Origin of the sequence: Amycolatopsis australiensis (genome assembly GCF_900119165.1) — a bacterium.
In the GTDB taxonomy this organism is placed as follows: domain Bacteria; phylum Actinomycetota; class Actinomycetes; order Mycobacteriales; family Pseudonocardiaceae; genus Amycolatopsis; species Amycolatopsis australiensis.
The window spans coordinates 4,607,198-4,623,203 of record NZ_FPJG01000006.1 but is presented as its reverse complement, the minus strand read 5'-3'; the positions used below and the strand labels follow the sequence as shown (position 1 = coordinate 4,623,203).

The following is a 16,006-nucleotide window of genomic DNA, read 5'->3' as shown; positions in this document are numbered from 1 at the left end:
CAGGCTAGCAACTGGTCAAAGTCGAAACTAGTTGCGCTCGCGGGGCACCCGCAGGAAGGCCAGCATGATCGCCGCGAGCACCAGGCAGCCGATCGGGAAGTACAGCCCCACGGTGACGTCGGTGTCGGTCGCGGCGAGCCCGATCGCGTAGGGGCCGAAGAACCCGCCCAGCGCCGCGATCGAGTTGATGGCGGCCAGCCCGACGGCGGTGTGCTCCTTCGAGAGCACCTTCGCCGCCATCGCCCAGTACGGCGCCAGGTAGCCGAGCACCCCGACCGCCGCCAGCGACAGGCTGACCAGCGACAGCGCGGGCACGGACTTGAACTGGATGGCTCCGAAGAACCCCAGCGCCGCGACGAGCACCAGCGCGACGACGTGGCCCTTGCGCTCGCCGGTGCGGTCGGAGTTGCGCGCGAGCAGCAGCATGCCGACCGCGCCGACGACGTACGGGATCGCGCCGAGCAGCCCGATGTTGGTCGAGGAGTACTTCGGGTCGAGCTGCTTGACGATCAGCGGCAGGAAGAACGTCAGCCCGTACAGCCCGCAGGCGATGAACAGGTTGGCGAACGCCAGGTGCAGCACCTTGCCGTTGCGGACCGCCTTCAGCTGCCCCAGGAACGTCTCCTTCTCCTCCGGCACGTACTCCCGGTCGATCTCGGCCTGCAGCCAGCCGCGTTCTTCGCGGGTGAGGAACTTCGCGTCGCCCGGCTTGTCCGGCAGCCACCGGAAGGTGACGACGCCGATGAGCACGGCCGGCGCGCCCTGCAGCACGAACACCCACTGCCAGCTGCTCATCCCGAGCCAGTGCGCGTGATCGAGGATCCAGCCGCCGGTGAGGCTGCCGAGGATCAGCGCGATCGGCTGGGCCAGCGCGAGCGTCGCGATGGCGCGGCCGCGCTCCTTGCCGCGGAACCACAGGGTCAGGTACAGCAGCAAGCCCGGGAAGAGACCCGCCTCGGCGATGCCGAGCACGATGCGCGCGATGACCAGATGGGTCGTGTTCGCGACGAACCCGGTCACCACCGTCACGATGCCCCAGCTGACCGCGATGCGGCTCAGCCACAGCCGGGCGCCGACCCGCTTCATGATCATGTTGCTCGGCACCTCGAACACGACGTAGGCGAGGAAGAAGATCGCCGACGCGGCGCCGAACGTGGCGGCGTCGATCGCCAGCTCCTTGCCCATGCCGAGCTGGGCGTAGCCGATGTTGGCCCGGTCCATGTAGTTGAAGACGTAGAGCAGGGCGACGATCGGCATGATCCGCACGGCGACCTTGCGGACGGTGCGTCTGCCGAGCGCCTGCTGCGCGGGTCCGGTGTGGACGGTCATGGGGTGCTCCTCGACGGTGAGTGAGTGGCGGTGCGGCCGGCGACCCGGCCCATGGTGATGGCGTTGGCGACGGCGTTCCCGCCGCCGACGTACCGCGGCCCGAGCACACCGGCTCCGGCCTCCCCCGCGGCGAACAGGCCGGGCACGCGCTCGCCCCGCGCGTCGAGCACGGCGGCGGTGCCGTCGATCTCCAGCCCGGCGTGGGTGCAGACCAGCTCGGCGGGCAGCGTGCGCGCCGCGTAGAACGGCGGTGTCGCGATCGGCTCGGGTGGTGCCGTGCGGCCCTTGGCTTTCAGCGTCTCGTGCCGCAGGAAGTCCGGGTCCTCGCCGGTGGGCAGGTGCGCGTTCCACCGGTCGAGCGTCGCCCGCAGCGCGCCGGCGGCCACGCCCAGCTTCCCGGCCAGCTCTTCGACGCTGTCCGCGCGGACGGTCCGCCCGGCGTCGGCTTCGGCCAGGACGTGGCCGGCGTCCCAATGCGCGTACCCGGCGGGCAGGCTCAGCCGCGCCCGCTCGTCGAAGACCGTCCATACGGGACCGTCCTGGGCGTCGATGATCCCGCCGGACACGGCGTAGGAGGCGTCCTCGTCCATGAACCGGCGGCCGTGGGCGTTGACCAGCACCCGCGACACCGGCGGGAAGCCGGACTGCCAGTGGTGCAGCCGCTGGAAGTACGCGGTGGGCAGCAGCAGGCCCCAGCCGTCGCCGGCGATCGCCGCGTCGACCTGCGCCCCGAACGCGAGGTGATCGCCGCGGGAACCTTCCGCCGCGACGACGAACAGGTCCTCGCCCGCCGCGCCGGCGGCCGGGTAGTACCGCGAGACGAGGGCCGGGTCCTGGGCGAACCCGCCGGTCGTGACGACGACGGCGTCCGCGGGCACGTCGATCCCGTCGGCGACCACGCCGGTGACGCGGCCGCCCTCGACGAGCAGCCGCTCGACGCGCGTGTTCAGCACGGCTTCGACACCGGCCGCGCGTCTCGCCCGGTCGAGGACCTGGACGAGGCCGTAACCCTGGTCCTTCGGCACGTGCGCGCGCCAGACGTCTTCGACCCCGGCGCGGGTGAGGCCCGGCGCGTGCGCGTTGTGCGACACTTTCGCGGGAATCTCGGCGCCCAGGCCGATCAGCCATTCCAGCGCCGGGCCGGACTCCTCGCAGAACGCCCGCACCAGCCCGGGCTTGAGCCGCCACTGGTTGAGGTCCATGTAGTGCTGGAAGAACCGCTCCGGCGTGTCCTCGATGCCCAAGGCCCGCTGGACGCTCGTGCCGGCGGCGGTGAACATGCCCGCCGACAGCTGCGTCGAGCCGCCGAGCTCCTTCTCGGCTTCGAACAGCAGGACGGACCCGCCGTGTTCGGCGGCGGACACGGCGGCGGCCAGCCCCGCTCCCCCGCCGCCCACGACGACGACGTCGTACTCCTGCCCGCTCATCCGAGATCACCTCCCGACTCCGCGACAATGCGGTGGTAGAGCCCGTTGGAGACGAGGCCGCCGTCGACGGTGACCTCGCTGCCGGTCATGTACGTGGACCGGTTCGACAGCAGGAAGAGCACGGCGTCGGTGATCTCCTCGGGACGGCCCATCCGGCCCGCCGGCACACTGTCCACAGCGGACCGGACGAACGCGTCGGCACCCGCGAGCAGCGCCGTGCCGACGAGTCCCGGGTGGACGGAGTTGACTCGGATGCCCCACTTCGCGAAGTTCCCGGCGGCCGACTTCGAAAGGCCCGTCAAGCCCCACTTGGCGGCCGAGTACGCGGGCGAGAAGTAACCGATCTGACCGGAGATCGACGAGATGTTGACGATCGATCCGCCGCCGGAGTCGCGCAGCAGGGGCGCGGCCGCCCGCATCCCGCGGAACGGCCCGGTCAGGTTGACCGCGAGGACCTGATCCCACACGTCGGCGGAGGTGTCCATGAACTCCAGCCGCCGCGAGATCCCGGCGTTGTTGACCAGCCCGCCGAGTTTCCCTTGCCCGGCTTCGATTTCCGCGATCACGGCGTCCCACTGACCGGCGTCGGTGACGTCGAGGTGGTGCCCCGACGCCGATCCGCCGCCGGCGACGATCTTGCCGACCACATCGGACGGGTCGGCGACGTCGGCGACGCACACGTGGACCCCGAGGGCGCCGAGCGCGCGGGCGTGGGACGCGCCCAGGCCGCCCGCCGCGCCGGTGACCAGCACGACGTCCGGGTACTCAGACATGGCGGGACCCGCCGTCGACGGCGATGCTGTGCCCGGTCACGTACCGGGCGCTGTCCGACAGCAGGAACAGCAGCACGCCGGCGACCTCCTCGGGCGAGCCGATCCGGTGCAGCGGGACGGCGTCGAGCGCCCTGGCCAGTGCCGGCGCGTCGTCCTGGATCCACCGGGTCATCTCGGTGTCGATGTAGCCGGGCGCGATCGAGTTGACGCGGATGCCCCGGTCACCCAGCTCGACGGCGAGGGATTCGGTGAGGTGCGCGACGGCGGCCTTCGAGCTGCAGTAGGCGCCGCGGCCCTTGCGGACGCGCACCGCCGACACCGAGGACATGTTGACGATTGCACCGCCGGGCTTCAGGTGCTTCGCCGCGGCCTGGGCACCGAACAGCACGCCTTCGACGTTGACCGACAGCGTCGCGCGGATCTGCTCCGGCGTGATGTCCGGGACCTCGGCGAACGGGAAGATGCCGGCGTTGTTGACCCAGAAGTCGAGCCGCCCGAACTCGTCGGTCGCCTGCCGCGCCAGGGCGAGGTGGTCTTCGGCCTTCGTGACGTCGAGGGTGGCGGGCACGATCCGGCCGGGCTTGGCCTCCAGTGAGCTTTCGGCGAGCGCGCCGGCCAGCTCGGCGGCGGTGGCGGCCATCGCGTCGCCGTCGATGTCGCCGCCGACGACGTCGACCCCGCGCGTGGCGAGCGCGGCGGTGAAGCGGGCGCCCATCCCGCGGGCCGCGCCGGTGACCACGGCGACCTTGCCGGGAAACTCGGGGTACCGCGCCGTGACCGGCTGGTGCAGGACCCGCCCGGGACCGGTGGGCTCGTGGGTCGTCATGGTGCTCTTCTCTCTTTCGTGGATCAGGAATCGCGGTGGACGGTCCGCCGCCGGACGCGCCAGCCGCCGCCGGTGCGGGCCAGCTCGTCGTCGAGGACGGTCAGGCGCACCAGGTGCGTGCTCGCGACGATCTGCAGGTAGGCGTCGGCGCGGAGGGTGTCCGGGGTGGCACCCGGGCGGACGTGGATCGTGCTGACCACGTGCCGGAGGTGTTCGCCCGCCGCGTGGAAGCGCTCGGCGAACGCGGTCAGCTCCGCCGTGCCGGTGGCCGGCTCGGGATAGGTGGGCGAGCGGAACTCGCCGTCCGCGGTGAAGGTGGCGGCCCAGCCGGCGGCGTCGCCCGAGTCGATGGCGTGACTCTGGCGGCCGTAGAGCTGGTGCACGGCCACGACGTCCTCGGTCGCCACCTGCATGCGGAACCTCCGTTGTCCCGTCCGGCTTAATGTGCTATATTCGCACGCAGCGTGCGAATATGTGTGAGACAGTAGGTCGCCGTCTTGGCGGAGTCAAGGGAGCCGTGTGTGGAATCGACGCTGCCCGCGTCCGGGACCTCGAAGACGCTGCACCACGGGCTGCAGGTGCTGGAACTGCTGGTGCAGCACCCGCGGGGGCTGACGCTGACCGAGATCGCCGACGGCATCGGCGTGCACCGCACGGTCGCGCACCGGCTGGTGCGGACCCTGGAGGCGCACTACCTGTGCCGTCGTGACCGGTTCAAGCGCATCTCGCTGGGCACCGGCCTGGTCCGGCTGGCCGAGCCGGTCGAGCAGGACCTGCGCACGCTGGCCCGGCCGGTGCTGGAGGAGCTGACGGACTCGGCGCAGGCGTCGGCGCACCTGGTGGTGCGGGAGAACGCGGAGCAGGTGCGGATGCTGATGATCGTCGAGCCCCGCCGGGCGGCGATGCACGTGGCGTTCCGCACCGGCCAGCTGGACCCGATCACCCGCGGCTCGGCGGGCCTGGCCATCCTGGCGGCCGGCCCGCCCGTGCCCGGCGAACGCGCCGAGGTGACGCGGGCGCGGGAGCGCGGGTTCGCGGTGTCGACGGGCGAGATCGCCCCGGGCATCACGGGCATTTCGGCGGTCGTCCGCACCGGCCGCGACCAGCCGGAGACGAGCATCGGCCTGTCCCTGTTCGAAGCCCCGGATCCGGACGCGCTGGGCCACCTGGTGATGGCGGCGGCGCAACGGCTGAGCGCCCTGCTCGGCTGAGGTCGTGAGTGAGAAACCGGGTTCTGACCCTGTTCGGGCTCACGACCGGCGGGCCAGCGTCTCGGACAGCGCGTGCGCCTCCCGCAGCAGCAACGCACCCAGCTGCGGAACCCGCGCCGCGCCGAAGCGGTGTTCCACGCCCGTCAGGGTCAGCGCCCAGCGGGGCGAACCCGCCTGGTCGAACACCGCGGCCGCCAGGCCCCAGCTGCCCTCCACCACCAGGCCCGGGTTCAGCGCGTAGCCGTTCTTCCTCGTCGCCGCGATGTGCCGGCGGATCTCCGCCGGGGCGTGCTGTGGCCCGTAGTCCGCCGTCAGGTCCACGTGGCGCAGGTAGTCCGCGACCTCGCGCTCCGGCAGGTGGGCCAGGATCACCATGCCCGCCGAGACCACGCCCAGCGGGAACCGCGCGCCTTCGAACAGGACGTGGCTGCGGATCGGGAACGGGCCGTCCTCGCGGATCAGGCAGATCGTCTCCTCCCCGCGCCGCGCCGAGAAGAACGCGCTCTCCCCAGTCGCCAGCGCCAGCCGCCGGACGACCGGGAGCGCCGCCTCCGTGACGTCGTACCGCCGGCCCGCCGCCACGCCCAGGAAGTACAGCTCCGGTCCCAGCACCCAGTGATCGGTCTCCGGCTCGCGCTCGACCAGGCCGACGCCCTGCAGCGACGTCAGCAACCGGTGCACGGTCGGCCGGGGCAGCCCGGCTGCGCGGGCCACCGCCGTCGTCGTCGCGCCGCCGGGCTCGTGCGCCGCCACGGCGCGCAACGCGCGGTGGGTCCGGCCGACCAGGTCTGCGGGTGCGTCCACTGAATGGACACTACCCCACTGATTACGACCGTGAGGCGAACAATCCGCTGGTGGACCGCGTTCACTGATTGACCGCCCGGCAGCCCGTGCCCTGAGATGACGGCCATGGACAAGGTGATCGCGTCGGCCGCGGAAGCCGTCGCCGACATCCCGGACGGCGCCACGCTCGCGGTGGGCGGGTTCGGGATGTGCGGCGTGCCCGCCGTCCTCATCCACGCCCTCTTCGAGGCCGGGACCGCCGACCTCGAAGTCGTCTCGAACAACGCCGGGGTGGACGGCTGGGGCCTGGGCGTCCTGCTCGGCGCCGGCCGCCTGCGCCGGGTCGTCGCCTCCTACGTCGGCGAGAACAAGGAGTTCGCGCGCCAGTACCTCGCCGGCGAGCTGGAGGTCGAGCTGACCCCGCAGGGCACGCTCGCCGAGCGGCTGCGCGCCGGCGGGTCCGGCATCCCCGCGTTCTTCACCGCCACCGGCATCGGCACCCAGGTCGCCGACGGCGGCCTGCCGTGGAAGTACGACGCCACCGGCGCCGTCGAGAAGGCGAGCCCGCCGAAGCGGAAGCAGACGTTCGGCGGCCGGGAATACCTGCTCGAGCACGCGATCGTCGCCGACTACGGGCTGGTCCGCGCGTGGCGCGGCGACCGGCACGGCAACCTCGTCTTCGCCCGTGCCGCCCGCAACTTCAACCCGCTCGCGGCGATGGCCGGGCGGGTGACGATCGCCGAGGTCGAGCAGCTCGTCGAGCCCGGCGAACTCGGCCCGGACGCCGTGCACCTGCCCGGCGCGTTCGTGCACCGCGTGGTGCCGCTGACGCCGGAGCAGGCCGCGGACAAGCCGATCGAGAAGCGCACCGTGCGTACCGGGGAGGTCGCCTGAGATGGCCTGGACCCGCACCGCGATGGCCGCCCGCGCCGCCGCCGAACTGCGCGACGGCGACTACGTCAACCTCGGGATCGGCCTGCCGACGCTGGTCCCGAACCACGTCCCGGACGACGTCGAGCTCGTCCTGCAGTCGGAGAACGGCATCCTCGGCGTCGGCCCGTACCCGGCCGAGGACGAGGTCGACCCCGACCTGATCAACGCGGGCAAGGAGACCGTGACCGTCCGCAAGGGCGCGTCGTTCTTCGACTCCGCGCTGTCGTTCGGCATGATCCGCGGCGGCAAGATCGACGCCGCCATCCTCGGCGCCATGCAGGTCTCCGCGTCCGGCGACCTGGCGAACTGGATGATCCCCGGGAAGATGGTCAAGGGCATGGGCGGCGCGATGGACCTGGTCCACGGCGCGAAGCAGGTCATCGTGCTGATGGAGCACGTCGCCCGCGACGGCAGCGCCAAGATCGTCGAGGAGTGCTCGCTGCCCTACACCGGCCGCGGCGTCGTCCAGCGGATCATCACCGACCTGTGCGTCCTCGACGTCACCCCGGCCGGGCTGGAGCTGGCCGAACTCGCGCCCGGCGTCACCTTCGACGAGGTCCAGGCGAAGACCGAACCCCGGATCCGCGTCGCGATGTAGCGGCTTCAAAGGATTCCCACAGGAACCGCCCACCTCCGGTACAGGTCCGTGCCGGACAAAGGGGGCATGACCACCGTTCACCCCGCCCCGCTCCGGCCGGGCGCGGCGGCACCGGCCGCCACGCCCGCGCCGGCCCGGGCGCGTCCCGGCGCCGTGCTCGCACTCGTCGCCGCGGGCGCGCTCGGCGCCATCGGCCTCTGGTGGGCCGGTACGCCCTCGATCCACGGGCCGGGCGACTGGCTCACGAACGCCGGGCGGATCACCGGCCTGCTCGCCGGCTACGGCTTCGTCGTGCTCGTCGCCCTGATGGCGCGCATCCCCCCGCTCGAACGCGGCATCGGCGCCGACCGGCTCGCCCGCTGGCACGCGATGGGCGGCCGCTACGTCGTCTCCCTCGTCGTCGCCCACGGGCTGCTGATCACCTGGGGCTATGCGGTTTCGGCGCACACCGGCGTGCTCGGCCAGGCCACGACGCTGCTGCTGAGCTACCCGGACGTGCTCGCCGCGACCGTCGCCGGGCTGCTGCTCGTCGGCGTCGGGATCAGCTCCGCCCGCGCGGCGCGCCGGCGGCTGCGCTACGAAACCTGGTACTTCCTGCACTTCTACACCTACCTCGCGATGGCACTGGCGTTCAGCCACCAGTTCGCCACCGGCGCCCAGTTCATGGCCGACCTGCCCGCCCGGATCGCCTGGTCCACGCTGTACGCCGCGACCGGCGCGGCGATCCTCTGGTACCGGTTCGTCACCCCGGTGCGGCAGGCGGTACGCCACCGGCTGCGCGTCGGCGCGGTGTACCCGGAGGCCGACGGCGTCGTGAGCATCGTGGTCACCGGCAGGCACCTGGACGAGCTGCGTGCCGAGCCCGGGCAGTTCTTCCGCTGGCGGTTCCTCACCCGGGACCTGTGGTGGGTCTCCGCGCCGTACTCGCTGTCCGGGGCCGTGCACCCGGGCCGGATGCGGATCACCGTGAAGGCGCTCGGCGACCACAGCGCCGCCCTCGCCGCCCTGCGCCCGGGCACCCGGGTGGTCACCGAAGGCCCGTACGGCGCGATGACGCCGTCCGCCCGGCAACGGCGGAAGGTGCTGCTCGTCGCCGGCGGGGTCGGGATCACGCCGATCCGCGCGCTGTTCCCGGCGCTGCCCGCCGCGCCCGGCGACGTCACGCTCCTCTACCGCGCCGGCCGCGACACCGACGTCCTGTTCCGCCGCGAGCTCGAGCAGCTGGCCGCCGAGCGCGGCGCGCGCCTGTGGATCCTCACCGGCACCCGTGCCGAGCACGGCGGCGACCCGCTGACCCTGCTGCGGCGGCAGGTGCCGGACCTCGCCGAGCACGACGTCTACCTGTGCGGGCCGCCGGGCATGACCGACGCCGTGCGCGCCGAACTGCGGGCCGCCCGCGTGCCCCGGCGCCAGATCCACCACGAGAGCTTCGAATTCTGAGAAAGGCCTCCCCATGAAACGGGTCCTCTTCGCCTTCGCCGGCACGATCACCGGGCTGGTGCTGCTGCTGTCGTTCAAGACCCACCCGACGACGACGGCCGCGGCCACCCCGCCGTCGGCGGTCAGCGGCGGCAGCGGCGCCACGGCCGCCACCGGCGGCGGCACGGTCACCGGGGACGCCGCCGACACGCGGTTCGGTCCCGTCCAGGTCCGGATCACCGTCGAGAACGGCAAGGTCACCGCGGTGTCGGCCGTCGAATACCCGACCGAGAACCCGCGCGACCAGGAGATCAACGCCTACGCCATCCCGCAGCTCAACCAGGAGGCCGCGCGGGCGGGCAACGCCGACATCGACATGGTGTCCGGCGCGACGTACACCTCCGACGGCTACGTCAGGTCGCTGCAGAGCGCGCTCGACAAGGCCGGCATCTCGTGACCGCGCGGACCGTGCACGTCGAGCACTGCATGGGCACGGTGTTCACCATCGACGTCCGCGACCCGGGAGACTGGGCGGCGCCGATCGCCGAAGCCGTCGCCTGGCTGCACCGGGCCGACGCGCTGTTCAGCACGTTTTCGCCCGGCAGCGACCTCAGCCGGTACCGCGACGGCACGCTCCGGCTCGCGGACGCGGACCCGCTCGTGGCGGAGGTGCTCGCGCTGTGCGACGGCTACGAGGCCGAGACGGGCGGGTACTTCACGGCACGCTGGCGCGGCGCCCCGGACCCGACGGGCCTGGTCAAAGGCTGGGCGATCGAGCGGGCGGCCGCGCTGCTGCGCGGCCACGGAAGCCCGAACCACGCGATCAACGGCGGCGGCGACGTGTGGCTCGCGGGCGAAGCGGCCCCGGGCAGGCCGTGGCGGGTGGGCGTCACCGACCCGGCCGACCCCCACCGGATCCTGACGACGGTCACGGGCCGCGACATCGCAGTCGCGACGTCCGGCACCGCCGAGCGCGGCACGCACATCATCGACCCGCTGACGGGAGCCCCGGCGCGCGACCTGGCGGCGGTCACGGTGACCGGCCCGTCCCTCACCCGCGCCGACGTCTACGCGACCGCGGGAGTGGCGATGGGCCACGGCGTCGCCGAGTGGGCGGTACCGGTGCCGGGCCACCGGATCTTCGTCGTCACGGCCGGCGGGGTGGGCCGCTGGCTGTGCTGAGGGCCGCGGCGGTGTAGGCTGAGGGAGCCCGGCCGCTTTCCCGCGGCCTTCGGGGAGCTGTTTCGGCTTCTCGTCATCGGATCACGCTCGTGCCGGTTCATCGGCGGGCGGATCACCTGCCACCTCGCGGTCTGATTCCGGTTGCGGTGGCACCAGGAAGGAATTTCTCATCACCTCCACAATGGACATTTCGCTGTTCAGCCATCCCGTGGTCGAAGAGCCCCGCGCGGGCGGACTGAGCAAGCCACAGGACGACCGCTACGGGAGCCTGTTCCTCCAGCCGGCTTACCGGCCGGTCGCCGACGAGGACGACACGGAAAGTGCTCCTCGCCGCCAGCCCGGCGCCGGGACGCACGCCCGGTCGGGACGCCACGCGCGCCGGTGACACCCGGCTCGGCCGAGCCATCAGCGCACGAGACGGCAGCCTGCACCTGATCAGCGCCGGCGCCCGCTAACCCCGGCCATCAGCCGGGAGCTCCGCGAGGCGGCGCGCAAGCGCCAGCGCGGCTTCGGCCCGCGCGCACTCCACCGGCGTGAACGGCAACGACCGCGTCACCACCAACCCGCCGTCCCGGTCCGGCAACCGCAACACCGCGCCATCCGCCCCCTTCGCCCGGCGGCCGGCCGGGCTCGATTCGATCCGGCAATCGCCCAGGACCGCGCGCAGCAGCCGGTCCCGGTCGAGGTCCGGGGCCGCCGCGATCGTCAACACCCGGGTCGGCAGGTCCACGAACTCGTGCACGTCCGCCGCGACCACCCGGACCTCCCGGCCGCCGCCGCGTTCCGTCACCGAGGCGATGTCCGCCGCCGTCGTGCCTTCCGGGGCCCGGACCAGGAACTCGTCGACCACTCCCGCCGGCACCGCCAGCACCTGCAACGAGACGATGTCGTAGCGGTGCGCCGCCAGCGCGGCCGTCACCGCCGCCAAGCTGCCCGGCACGTCCCGCACCGTGGCGCGCACCCGCCACGCCACCCCGGTCCGCGGCGGCCGGCCGCGCGCCGGCACCGGCCGGTGGATCCACCGGCGCCCCGCGGCGGTGACGATCAGCAGCACCCCGAGCCCGAACAACACGACCGGCCCGACGCGGTTGTGCGACAACGTGCTGACGAACAGATCGGCGACCCCGGTGGCGATGAACAGGGCCGCGAGTTCGACCAGCTCACGGCTCATCGACGTCCGGGCGCGCTTTCGTGGTACCTCGGCTTCGCTCATGCGGCCAGCATTCGCGCGTTGTTTTACCCCGCGCGCCCCGGCCTGTCACGATCCGGTTAACGGCCCCGCGCTCGCGACCCCGGCTACACCGCCGTCTCCTGACGGGAGCCGATCGCCTCGAAGGTGTCGGCGACCCAGTCCGCGACGAACGTGCTCACGTGGGGCAGGTGGTCGAGTCCGATGTGCTCGGTCGCGCCCTCCTCCGGGGTGAACACCCGCAGCTCGCGCCGCGGTGAGTTGACGGCCTGGTCGTAGGAGCGGTGGGCGTACTCGAGCGGGATCTGGCGGTCCTTCTCGCCGTGCGCGATCAGGAACGGCACGGTGATCTTCTCCGCCACGCCGTCCAGGTGGACGTCGTCGGCGAAGGCGATGAACTCGTCCAGGTCGTCGTGACCCCACACCCACAGCACGTGCTCCCAGTAGTGCGGCACCGGCCGCTCGCCTTCGCGTTCGAGACGGCGGCGCTGCACCGCGCCCCAGTTGTGGTTGGCGCCCCAGGCGACGCAGAGCGCGAACCGCTTCTCGAACGCCGCGGCGCGCGGTGCGTAGTAACCGCCCAGGGACCAGCCGACGATGCCGATCCGGCTCCTGTCCACTTCGGACCGTGTTTCGAGCCAGTCGACAGCGGCGCCCGCCCAGGCTTCGGCGTCGATGCGGGCGATGAGGCCCTGCAGGCGCAAGGCTTCACCCGTGCCGGGCTGGTCGAGCATCAGGCACGAAACACCCCGGTCGGCCAGCTCCCGCCAATGCGCGGAGCTGTACATGTGCTCCTTGGTCGAATCCAGGCCGTTGACGAGGACGATCACCGGCGCCGGCCCGGCGTCGGTGGCCGGGGCGAGGGAAAGGTAGCCCGGCAGGGTCGTTCCTTCGTACGGGACCGCGACCCGGGAGATCCGCCGGTCGCGCAGGTCGAAGGACTTCTGCGCGAGTTCGAGGACGCGCCGGTAGGTCGGCAGCCGGTCCGGGTCCGAGTGGGCGAGCATGCGCTCGGCCTGGCAGAGGTAGTTCGCGGCCCGGAAGTACAGGTCACCGGCGGTGCGGGTGTGCCCGGCCTTTTCGGCCTGTTCCGCCTGGGTCACGAGCTGGTCGGTGAGTGCGGTCCAGGCGCGCAGGAAATCCGGCGTCCCGGCGTCCGAGCCCCGGGCCGCGGCTTCGCGGATGGGCCGGCAGGCGCGGTCCACCTCGTCGATCAGGCCCCCGCTGTTGAGGGCCGCGACCACGCCGAGGTTCCACACGTAGTTGCCGGGGAAGTATTCGAACACGGATCTTCCTTTCAGGTTCGGGTGGCGCGGCCCGGAACCCGGGCGGCGCCGGCGTTGCCGGTCACCGGGACCGCCGTCTCGGCCGGGGCCGGGCGGGCCGGACCGGCGGCAGCGTGACGCCTTCGACAACGGTGTTGCGGATCGTCCCGATGCCCTCGACAGTCATCTCCACGACGTCGCCGGGCCGCAGCGGCGGCGGATCCGGCGTCCCGCGACGGCCCCACAGCTCCGCCAGGCAACCGCCGTTGCCGCAGGTCCCGGAGCCCAGGACGTCACCGGCGCGCAGCCGCGTGCCCCGGCCCGCGTAGGCGGCCAGTTCCTCGAACGGCCAGCCCATGTTGGACAGCAGGTCGTGGCCCGCTTCGCGGCCGTTGACCGCCACCCGCATGCCGAGGGCCAGGAAGCCGTCCGCGTCGCGGTACGGCTGCAGTTCGTCGGCCGTGACCAGCCACGCCCGAGCGTCGTCGCCGAATCCTTGCCCTTGGCCGGCCCCAGGTTGACCTTCATCTCGCGGCGCTGGAGATCGCGGGCGGACCAGTCGTTGAAGATCGTGTAGCCGAAGATCTCGCCGGGCCCCAGCACGGCGGCGACCTCCAGCTCGAAGTCGAACAGCCGTGCCCCGGGCGGGATCGGCACGTCGTCGTGCGCGCCGACCAGCGCGGTGGGGTTGGTGAAGTAGAACGTCGGCGCCTCGTACCACTCCGGGGGCACGGCACCCGGCGCGACCATGCCCTCGACGTGCTCCTCGAAGGCGACGAAGTCGCGGACGCTCGGCGGGTCGAGTGGCGGCAGCAGCCGCACCGCCGCCAAGGGCACCGCCGGTCCGCCGAGGACGGACGCGCCGGCGTCGAGGGCGGCGGGCAGGCCACCGCGAACCAGGTCCAGCACGGTCACCCCGGCCGGGAACGCGTGGACGCCGTCGCCGGAAACGACGCCCGCGTGCACGGTTCCGCCGTGCTCGTAGGTGGCGAACCGCATCAGACCGGCGGGGCCACGAACAGGCCCTTGTCGGGGTCGTTGAAGGACCGCCGCGCGACGAACTCGTTCATCGCGTTCGCCGTTCCCCACTGGTCGGACACCTCGGGATCGCTGAAGTCGTAGCGGTGCGGGTGCCAGGTGTCCTCGTCGACGTGCTCCAGCTCGGTGGTGTACTCCATCGTGTTGCCGTGCGGGTCGAGGAAGTAGCTGAAGGTGTTGTTGCCGGCCAGGTGCCTGCCGGGTCCCCAGATCTTCTCGACGCCCGCGCGCAGGAGCCGTCCGGTGCCGCGCATGTACTCGTCCAGCCCGCGCATCTCGAACGACACGTGGTGCAGCGACGGGTGCGGGCAGCGGGCGATGGCCATGCTGTGGTGCCACGAGTTGATCCGCAGGAACCACATCATCTCCCCCATCCGGGGGTGCATCAGGATGTCCGACAGCCGGAACCCGAGGTGCTTCTCGTAGAACGCGCGGGTCGCCTCGGGGTTCGCCGAGTTGATCACGACATGGGACAGGCGGACCGGCACGGACTCGCCCGCCTCGATCTTGCGGTGCGCGCGGACCGCGACGCCGGCACTGATCTCGACCGTGCGGCCCTCGTTGTCGAAGAACCGGAACCCGTAGCCCCCGCCCGGCGTGTGCAGGGCACGGGGCTCGTGGACGAGCGTCACGCCCGCGGTGGTCAGCCGGTCCGCGAAAGTGTCCACATCGGACGAAGTGGCGACACCGAACGCGATCAGGTCGATCCGCTTGTCGCCGGCCTGGCGCAGCCGCACCACGTACTGCTCGGGCGAGCCTTCGGCGGCGAGGAACGCGACGCCGGTGTCGGTGTGCTCGGTCTTCAGGCCCCAGGCGCCGGTGTAGAAGTCCCGCTGGCGGGCCAGGTCCGGCACGGCTAGGTCGACGTGCCGCAGGTGGGTGATCATCTCGTTCTCCTCCGGAGTCAGGCGGGCTGGGTGACCAGGGCGGCGATCCGGCCCATCAGCCCGGGGACGTCGCCCTGCTCGTGGTCGAGCAGCCACTGTCCGAGCTGGACGGACGCCTCGGCCACCGTCGCCGCCCGCGCGCAGCGGCGCTCGGTGAACGCGGACCAGACGTGGTCGTCGAGGGTGCCGGCGGTGAGCAGCAGCTCGGTCAGGACCGCGGCGTCTTCGAGCGCTTGGGCCCCGCCCTGGGCCAGGGTCGGCGGGCAGGAATGCGCGGCGTCACCGATCAGCACCACCCGCCCCCGGTGCCACGGTGCCGGCAGGACGTGGGTCTCGAACAAGGTGTAGTTGACCCGCGACGCGTCGGTGAGCGTGGCCCGGATGTCGTCCCACGGGCCGTGGTACGCGGCAGCGAGTTCCCGCATGGTCGCGAGCTGGTCCGCCGGGGACAGGCCGCTGCGGTCCTGCGCGTCCTCCACGACGTAGGCGTAGAGCGTGTCCTCGCTGGTCGGACAGTAGCCCGCGATGTAGGACGGGCCGCCGTAAAACAGGTCGGTCCGGGTCACCGACGCCGGACGCGGGCCGAACGCGCGCCAGATGCCCATGCCCGTCGGCCGGATCTCCGCCTCGACGCCCACCAGCCGGCGGACCGCCGAGCGGATCCCGTCGGCGCCGACCACGAGGTCGTAGCGGCCGGCCGAGCCGTCGGAGAAGGTGACGTCGACCCCGCTCGCGCGCTGCGCCAGCGCGGTCACGGTCAGCCCGAACCGGGCCTTCACCCCGGCCGAGGCGGCGCGCTCGTGCAGGATCCGCGCCAAGGCCGGCCGAGGCATCCCCAGCGAAGCGGGCAGATCCGGGCCACCGGTGCGCGCATCGGGGAACTCCGCGAGCAGGGTGCCGTCCGCGGCGCGGAGCCCGAGGCTGTCGAAACCGAAGCCCTGCTCCCGGACCGGTTCCCAGACGCCGAGCTTGCGCAGCTCGCGCAAGGCGTTGCCCTGCAGGGTGATTCCCGAGCCGATGGCGGTGATGTCCGGCTTGAGCTCGATCAGGTCGACCGCGACGCCGTGACCGGCGAGATGGATCGCGGCGGCGGCGCCGGCGAGACCACTGCCGACCACGAGGACGGTGTGCACGGCGGGCATGGGA

17 protein-coding genes and 1 pseudogene are annotated in these 16,006 nt (G+C 72.6%); 7 read left to right on the top strand and 11 right to left on the bottom strand.

The genetic code is table 11. The features are described 5' to 3' along the window. Nucleotides 1-27 precede the first annotated feature (27 nt). The 5 genes from BT341_RS22905 to BT341_RS22885 are packed head-to-tail and all read right to left on the bottom strand — an operon-like array spanning nucleotide 28 to nucleotide 4,768. Nucleotides 28-1,329 carry an MFS transporter gene (locus tag BT341_RS22905; protein WP_072478232.1) on the bottom strand — a complete coding sequence of 434 codons (1,302 nt, stop codon included), beginning with the start codon at nucleotides 1,327-1,329 and terminating at the stop codon, nucleotides 28-30. Next, the gene (locus BT341_RS22900) at nucleotides 1,326-2,756 is read right to left on the bottom strand and encodes an FAD-dependent oxidoreductase (RefSeq protein WP_072478231.1); all 1,431 of its coding nucleotides are present in this window, start codon (nucleotides 2,754-2,756) and stop codon (nucleotides 1,326-1,328) included. Before BT341_RS22900 ends, BT341_RS22905 begins: the two co-directional genes overlap by 4 nt. Continuing rightward, a complete protein-coding gene (locus BT341_RS22895) occupies nucleotides 2,753-3,529 on the bottom strand; it encodes an SDR family NAD(P)-dependent oxidoreductase (RefSeq protein WP_072478230.1) in 777 nt (258 codons plus the stop codon). The genes BT341_RS22900 and BT341_RS22895 overlap by 4 nt, the downstream gene beginning before the upstream one ends. Beyond that, nucleotides 3,522-4,355, bottom strand: a complete 834-nt coding sequence (locus tag BT341_RS22890; RefSeq protein WP_072478229.1) for an SDR family NAD(P)-dependent oxidoreductase — start codon at nucleotides 4,353-4,355, stop codon at nucleotides 3,522-3,524. Before BT341_RS22890 ends, BT341_RS22895 begins: the two co-directional genes overlap by 8 nt. A 23-nt stretch (nucleotides 4,356-4,378) precedes the next feature. Next, nucleotides 4,379-4,768, bottom strand: a complete 390-nt coding sequence (locus tag BT341_RS22885; protein ID WP_072478228.1) for a nuclear transport factor 2 family protein — start codon at nucleotides 4,766-4,768, stop codon at nucleotides 4,379-4,381. A 108-nt stretch (nucleotides 4,769-4,876) separates the two neighbouring features. Between BT341_RS22885 and BT341_RS22880 the strand changes: the two genes are divergently transcribed. Then, nucleotides 4,877-5,566: an IclR family transcriptional regulator gene (locus BT341_RS22880; protein ID WP_245805070.1), complete on the top strand. Its 690-nt coding sequence runs from the start codon at nucleotides 4,877-4,879 to the stop codon at nucleotides 5,564-5,566. A gap of 39 nt (nucleotides 5,567-5,605) precedes the next feature. Here BT341_RS22880 and BT341_RS22875 read toward each other — a convergent pair whose 3' ends face one another. After that, nucleotides 5,606-6,370: an IclR family transcriptional regulator gene (locus BT341_RS22875; protein ID WP_072478227.1), complete on the bottom strand. Its 765-nt coding sequence runs from the start codon at nucleotides 6,368-6,370 to the stop codon at nucleotides 5,606-5,608. Between the two features lie 105 nt (nucleotides 6,371-6,475). On the opposite strand from BT341_RS22875, the gene BT341_RS22870 reads away from it, so the two are divergent. The 6 genes from BT341_RS22870 to BT341_RS22845 all read left to right on the top strand — a co-directional run bounded on the left by BT341_RS22870 (nucleotide 6,476) and on the right by BT341_RS22845 (nucleotide 10,866). Next, nucleotides 6,476-7,243 carry a CoA transferase subunit A gene (locus tag BT341_RS22870; RefSeq protein ID WP_072482130.1) on the top strand — a complete coding sequence of 256 codons (768 nt, stop codon included), beginning with the start codon at nucleotides 6,476-6,478 and terminating at the stop codon, nucleotides 7,241-7,243. A 1-nt stretch (nucleotide 7,244) separates the two neighbouring features. Continuing rightward, nucleotides 7,245-7,880: a 3-oxoacid CoA-transferase subunit B gene (locus BT341_RS22865; protein ID WP_072478226.1), complete on the top strand. Its 636-nt coding sequence runs from the start codon at nucleotides 7,245-7,247 to the stop codon at nucleotides 7,878-7,880. 66 nt (nucleotides 7,881-7,946) lie between these two features. Then, nucleotides 7,947-9,320 (top strand): ferredoxin reductase family protein, encoded by a 1,374-nt coding sequence (locus BT341_RS22860; protein WP_084742971.1) that lies wholly within the window; start codon nucleotides 7,947-7,949, stop codon nucleotides 9,318-9,320. Nucleotides 9,321-9,333: 13 nt separating this feature from the next. Next, on the top strand, nucleotides 9,334-9,756 hold the full coding sequence (locus BT341_RS22855) for an FMN-binding protein (protein ID WP_072478225.1): 423 nt from the start codon (nucleotides 9,334-9,336) through the stop codon (nucleotides 9,754-9,756). Continuing rightward, nucleotides 9,753-10,481: an FAD:protein FMN transferase gene (locus BT341_RS22850; protein ID WP_218177759.1), complete on the top strand. Its 729-nt coding sequence runs from the start codon at nucleotides 9,753-9,755 to the stop codon at nucleotides 10,479-10,481. The genes BT341_RS22855 and BT341_RS22850 overlap by 4 nt, the downstream gene beginning before the upstream one ends. A 181-nt stretch (nucleotides 10,482-10,662) precedes the next feature. Beyond that, nucleotides 10,663-10,866: a hypothetical protein gene (locus tag BT341_RS22845; protein ID WP_072478224.1), complete on the top strand. Its 204-nt coding sequence runs from the start codon at nucleotides 10,663-10,665 to the stop codon at nucleotides 10,864-10,866. Nucleotides 10,867-10,932: 66 nt separating this feature from the next. On the opposite strand, the gene BT341_RS22840 is transcribed toward BT341_RS22845, so the two are convergent. The 5 genes and pseudogenes from BT341_RS22840 to BT341_RS22820 all read right to left on the bottom strand — a co-directional run bounded on the left by BT341_RS22840 (nucleotide 10,933) and on the right by BT341_RS22820 (nucleotide 16,002). After that, a complete protein-coding gene (locus BT341_RS22840; protein WP_072478223.1) occupies nucleotides 10,933-11,694 on the bottom strand; it encodes a hypothetical protein in 762 nt (253 codons plus the stop codon). A gap of 83 nt (nucleotides 11,695-11,777) precedes the next feature. Next, nucleotides 11,778-12,956, bottom strand: coding sequence for an alpha/beta hydrolase family protein (locus BT341_RS22835; protein WP_072478222.1), 1,179 nt, complete (start codon nucleotides 12,954-12,956; stop codon nucleotides 11,778-11,780). Between the two features lie 61 nt (nucleotides 12,957-13,017). Beyond that, nucleotides 13,018-13,934: pseudogene (locus BT341_RS22830) on the bottom strand (fumarylacetoacetate hydrolase family protein). After that, nucleotides 13,934-14,860: a VOC family protein gene (locus BT341_RS22825; protein WP_072478221.1), complete on the bottom strand. Its 927-nt coding sequence runs from the start codon at nucleotides 14,858-14,860 to the stop codon at nucleotides 13,934-13,936. Before BT341_RS22825 ends, BT341_RS22830 begins: the two are co-directional and overlap by 1 nt. 17 nt (nucleotides 14,861-14,877) lie before the next feature. Beyond that, complete coding sequence (locus BT341_RS22820; RefSeq protein WP_072478220.1) at nucleotides 14,878-16,002, bottom strand: FAD-dependent oxidoreductase; 1,125 nt, start codon at nucleotides 16,000-16,002, stop codon at nucleotides 14,878-14,880. Nucleotides 16,003-16,006 lie beyond the last annotated feature (4 nt).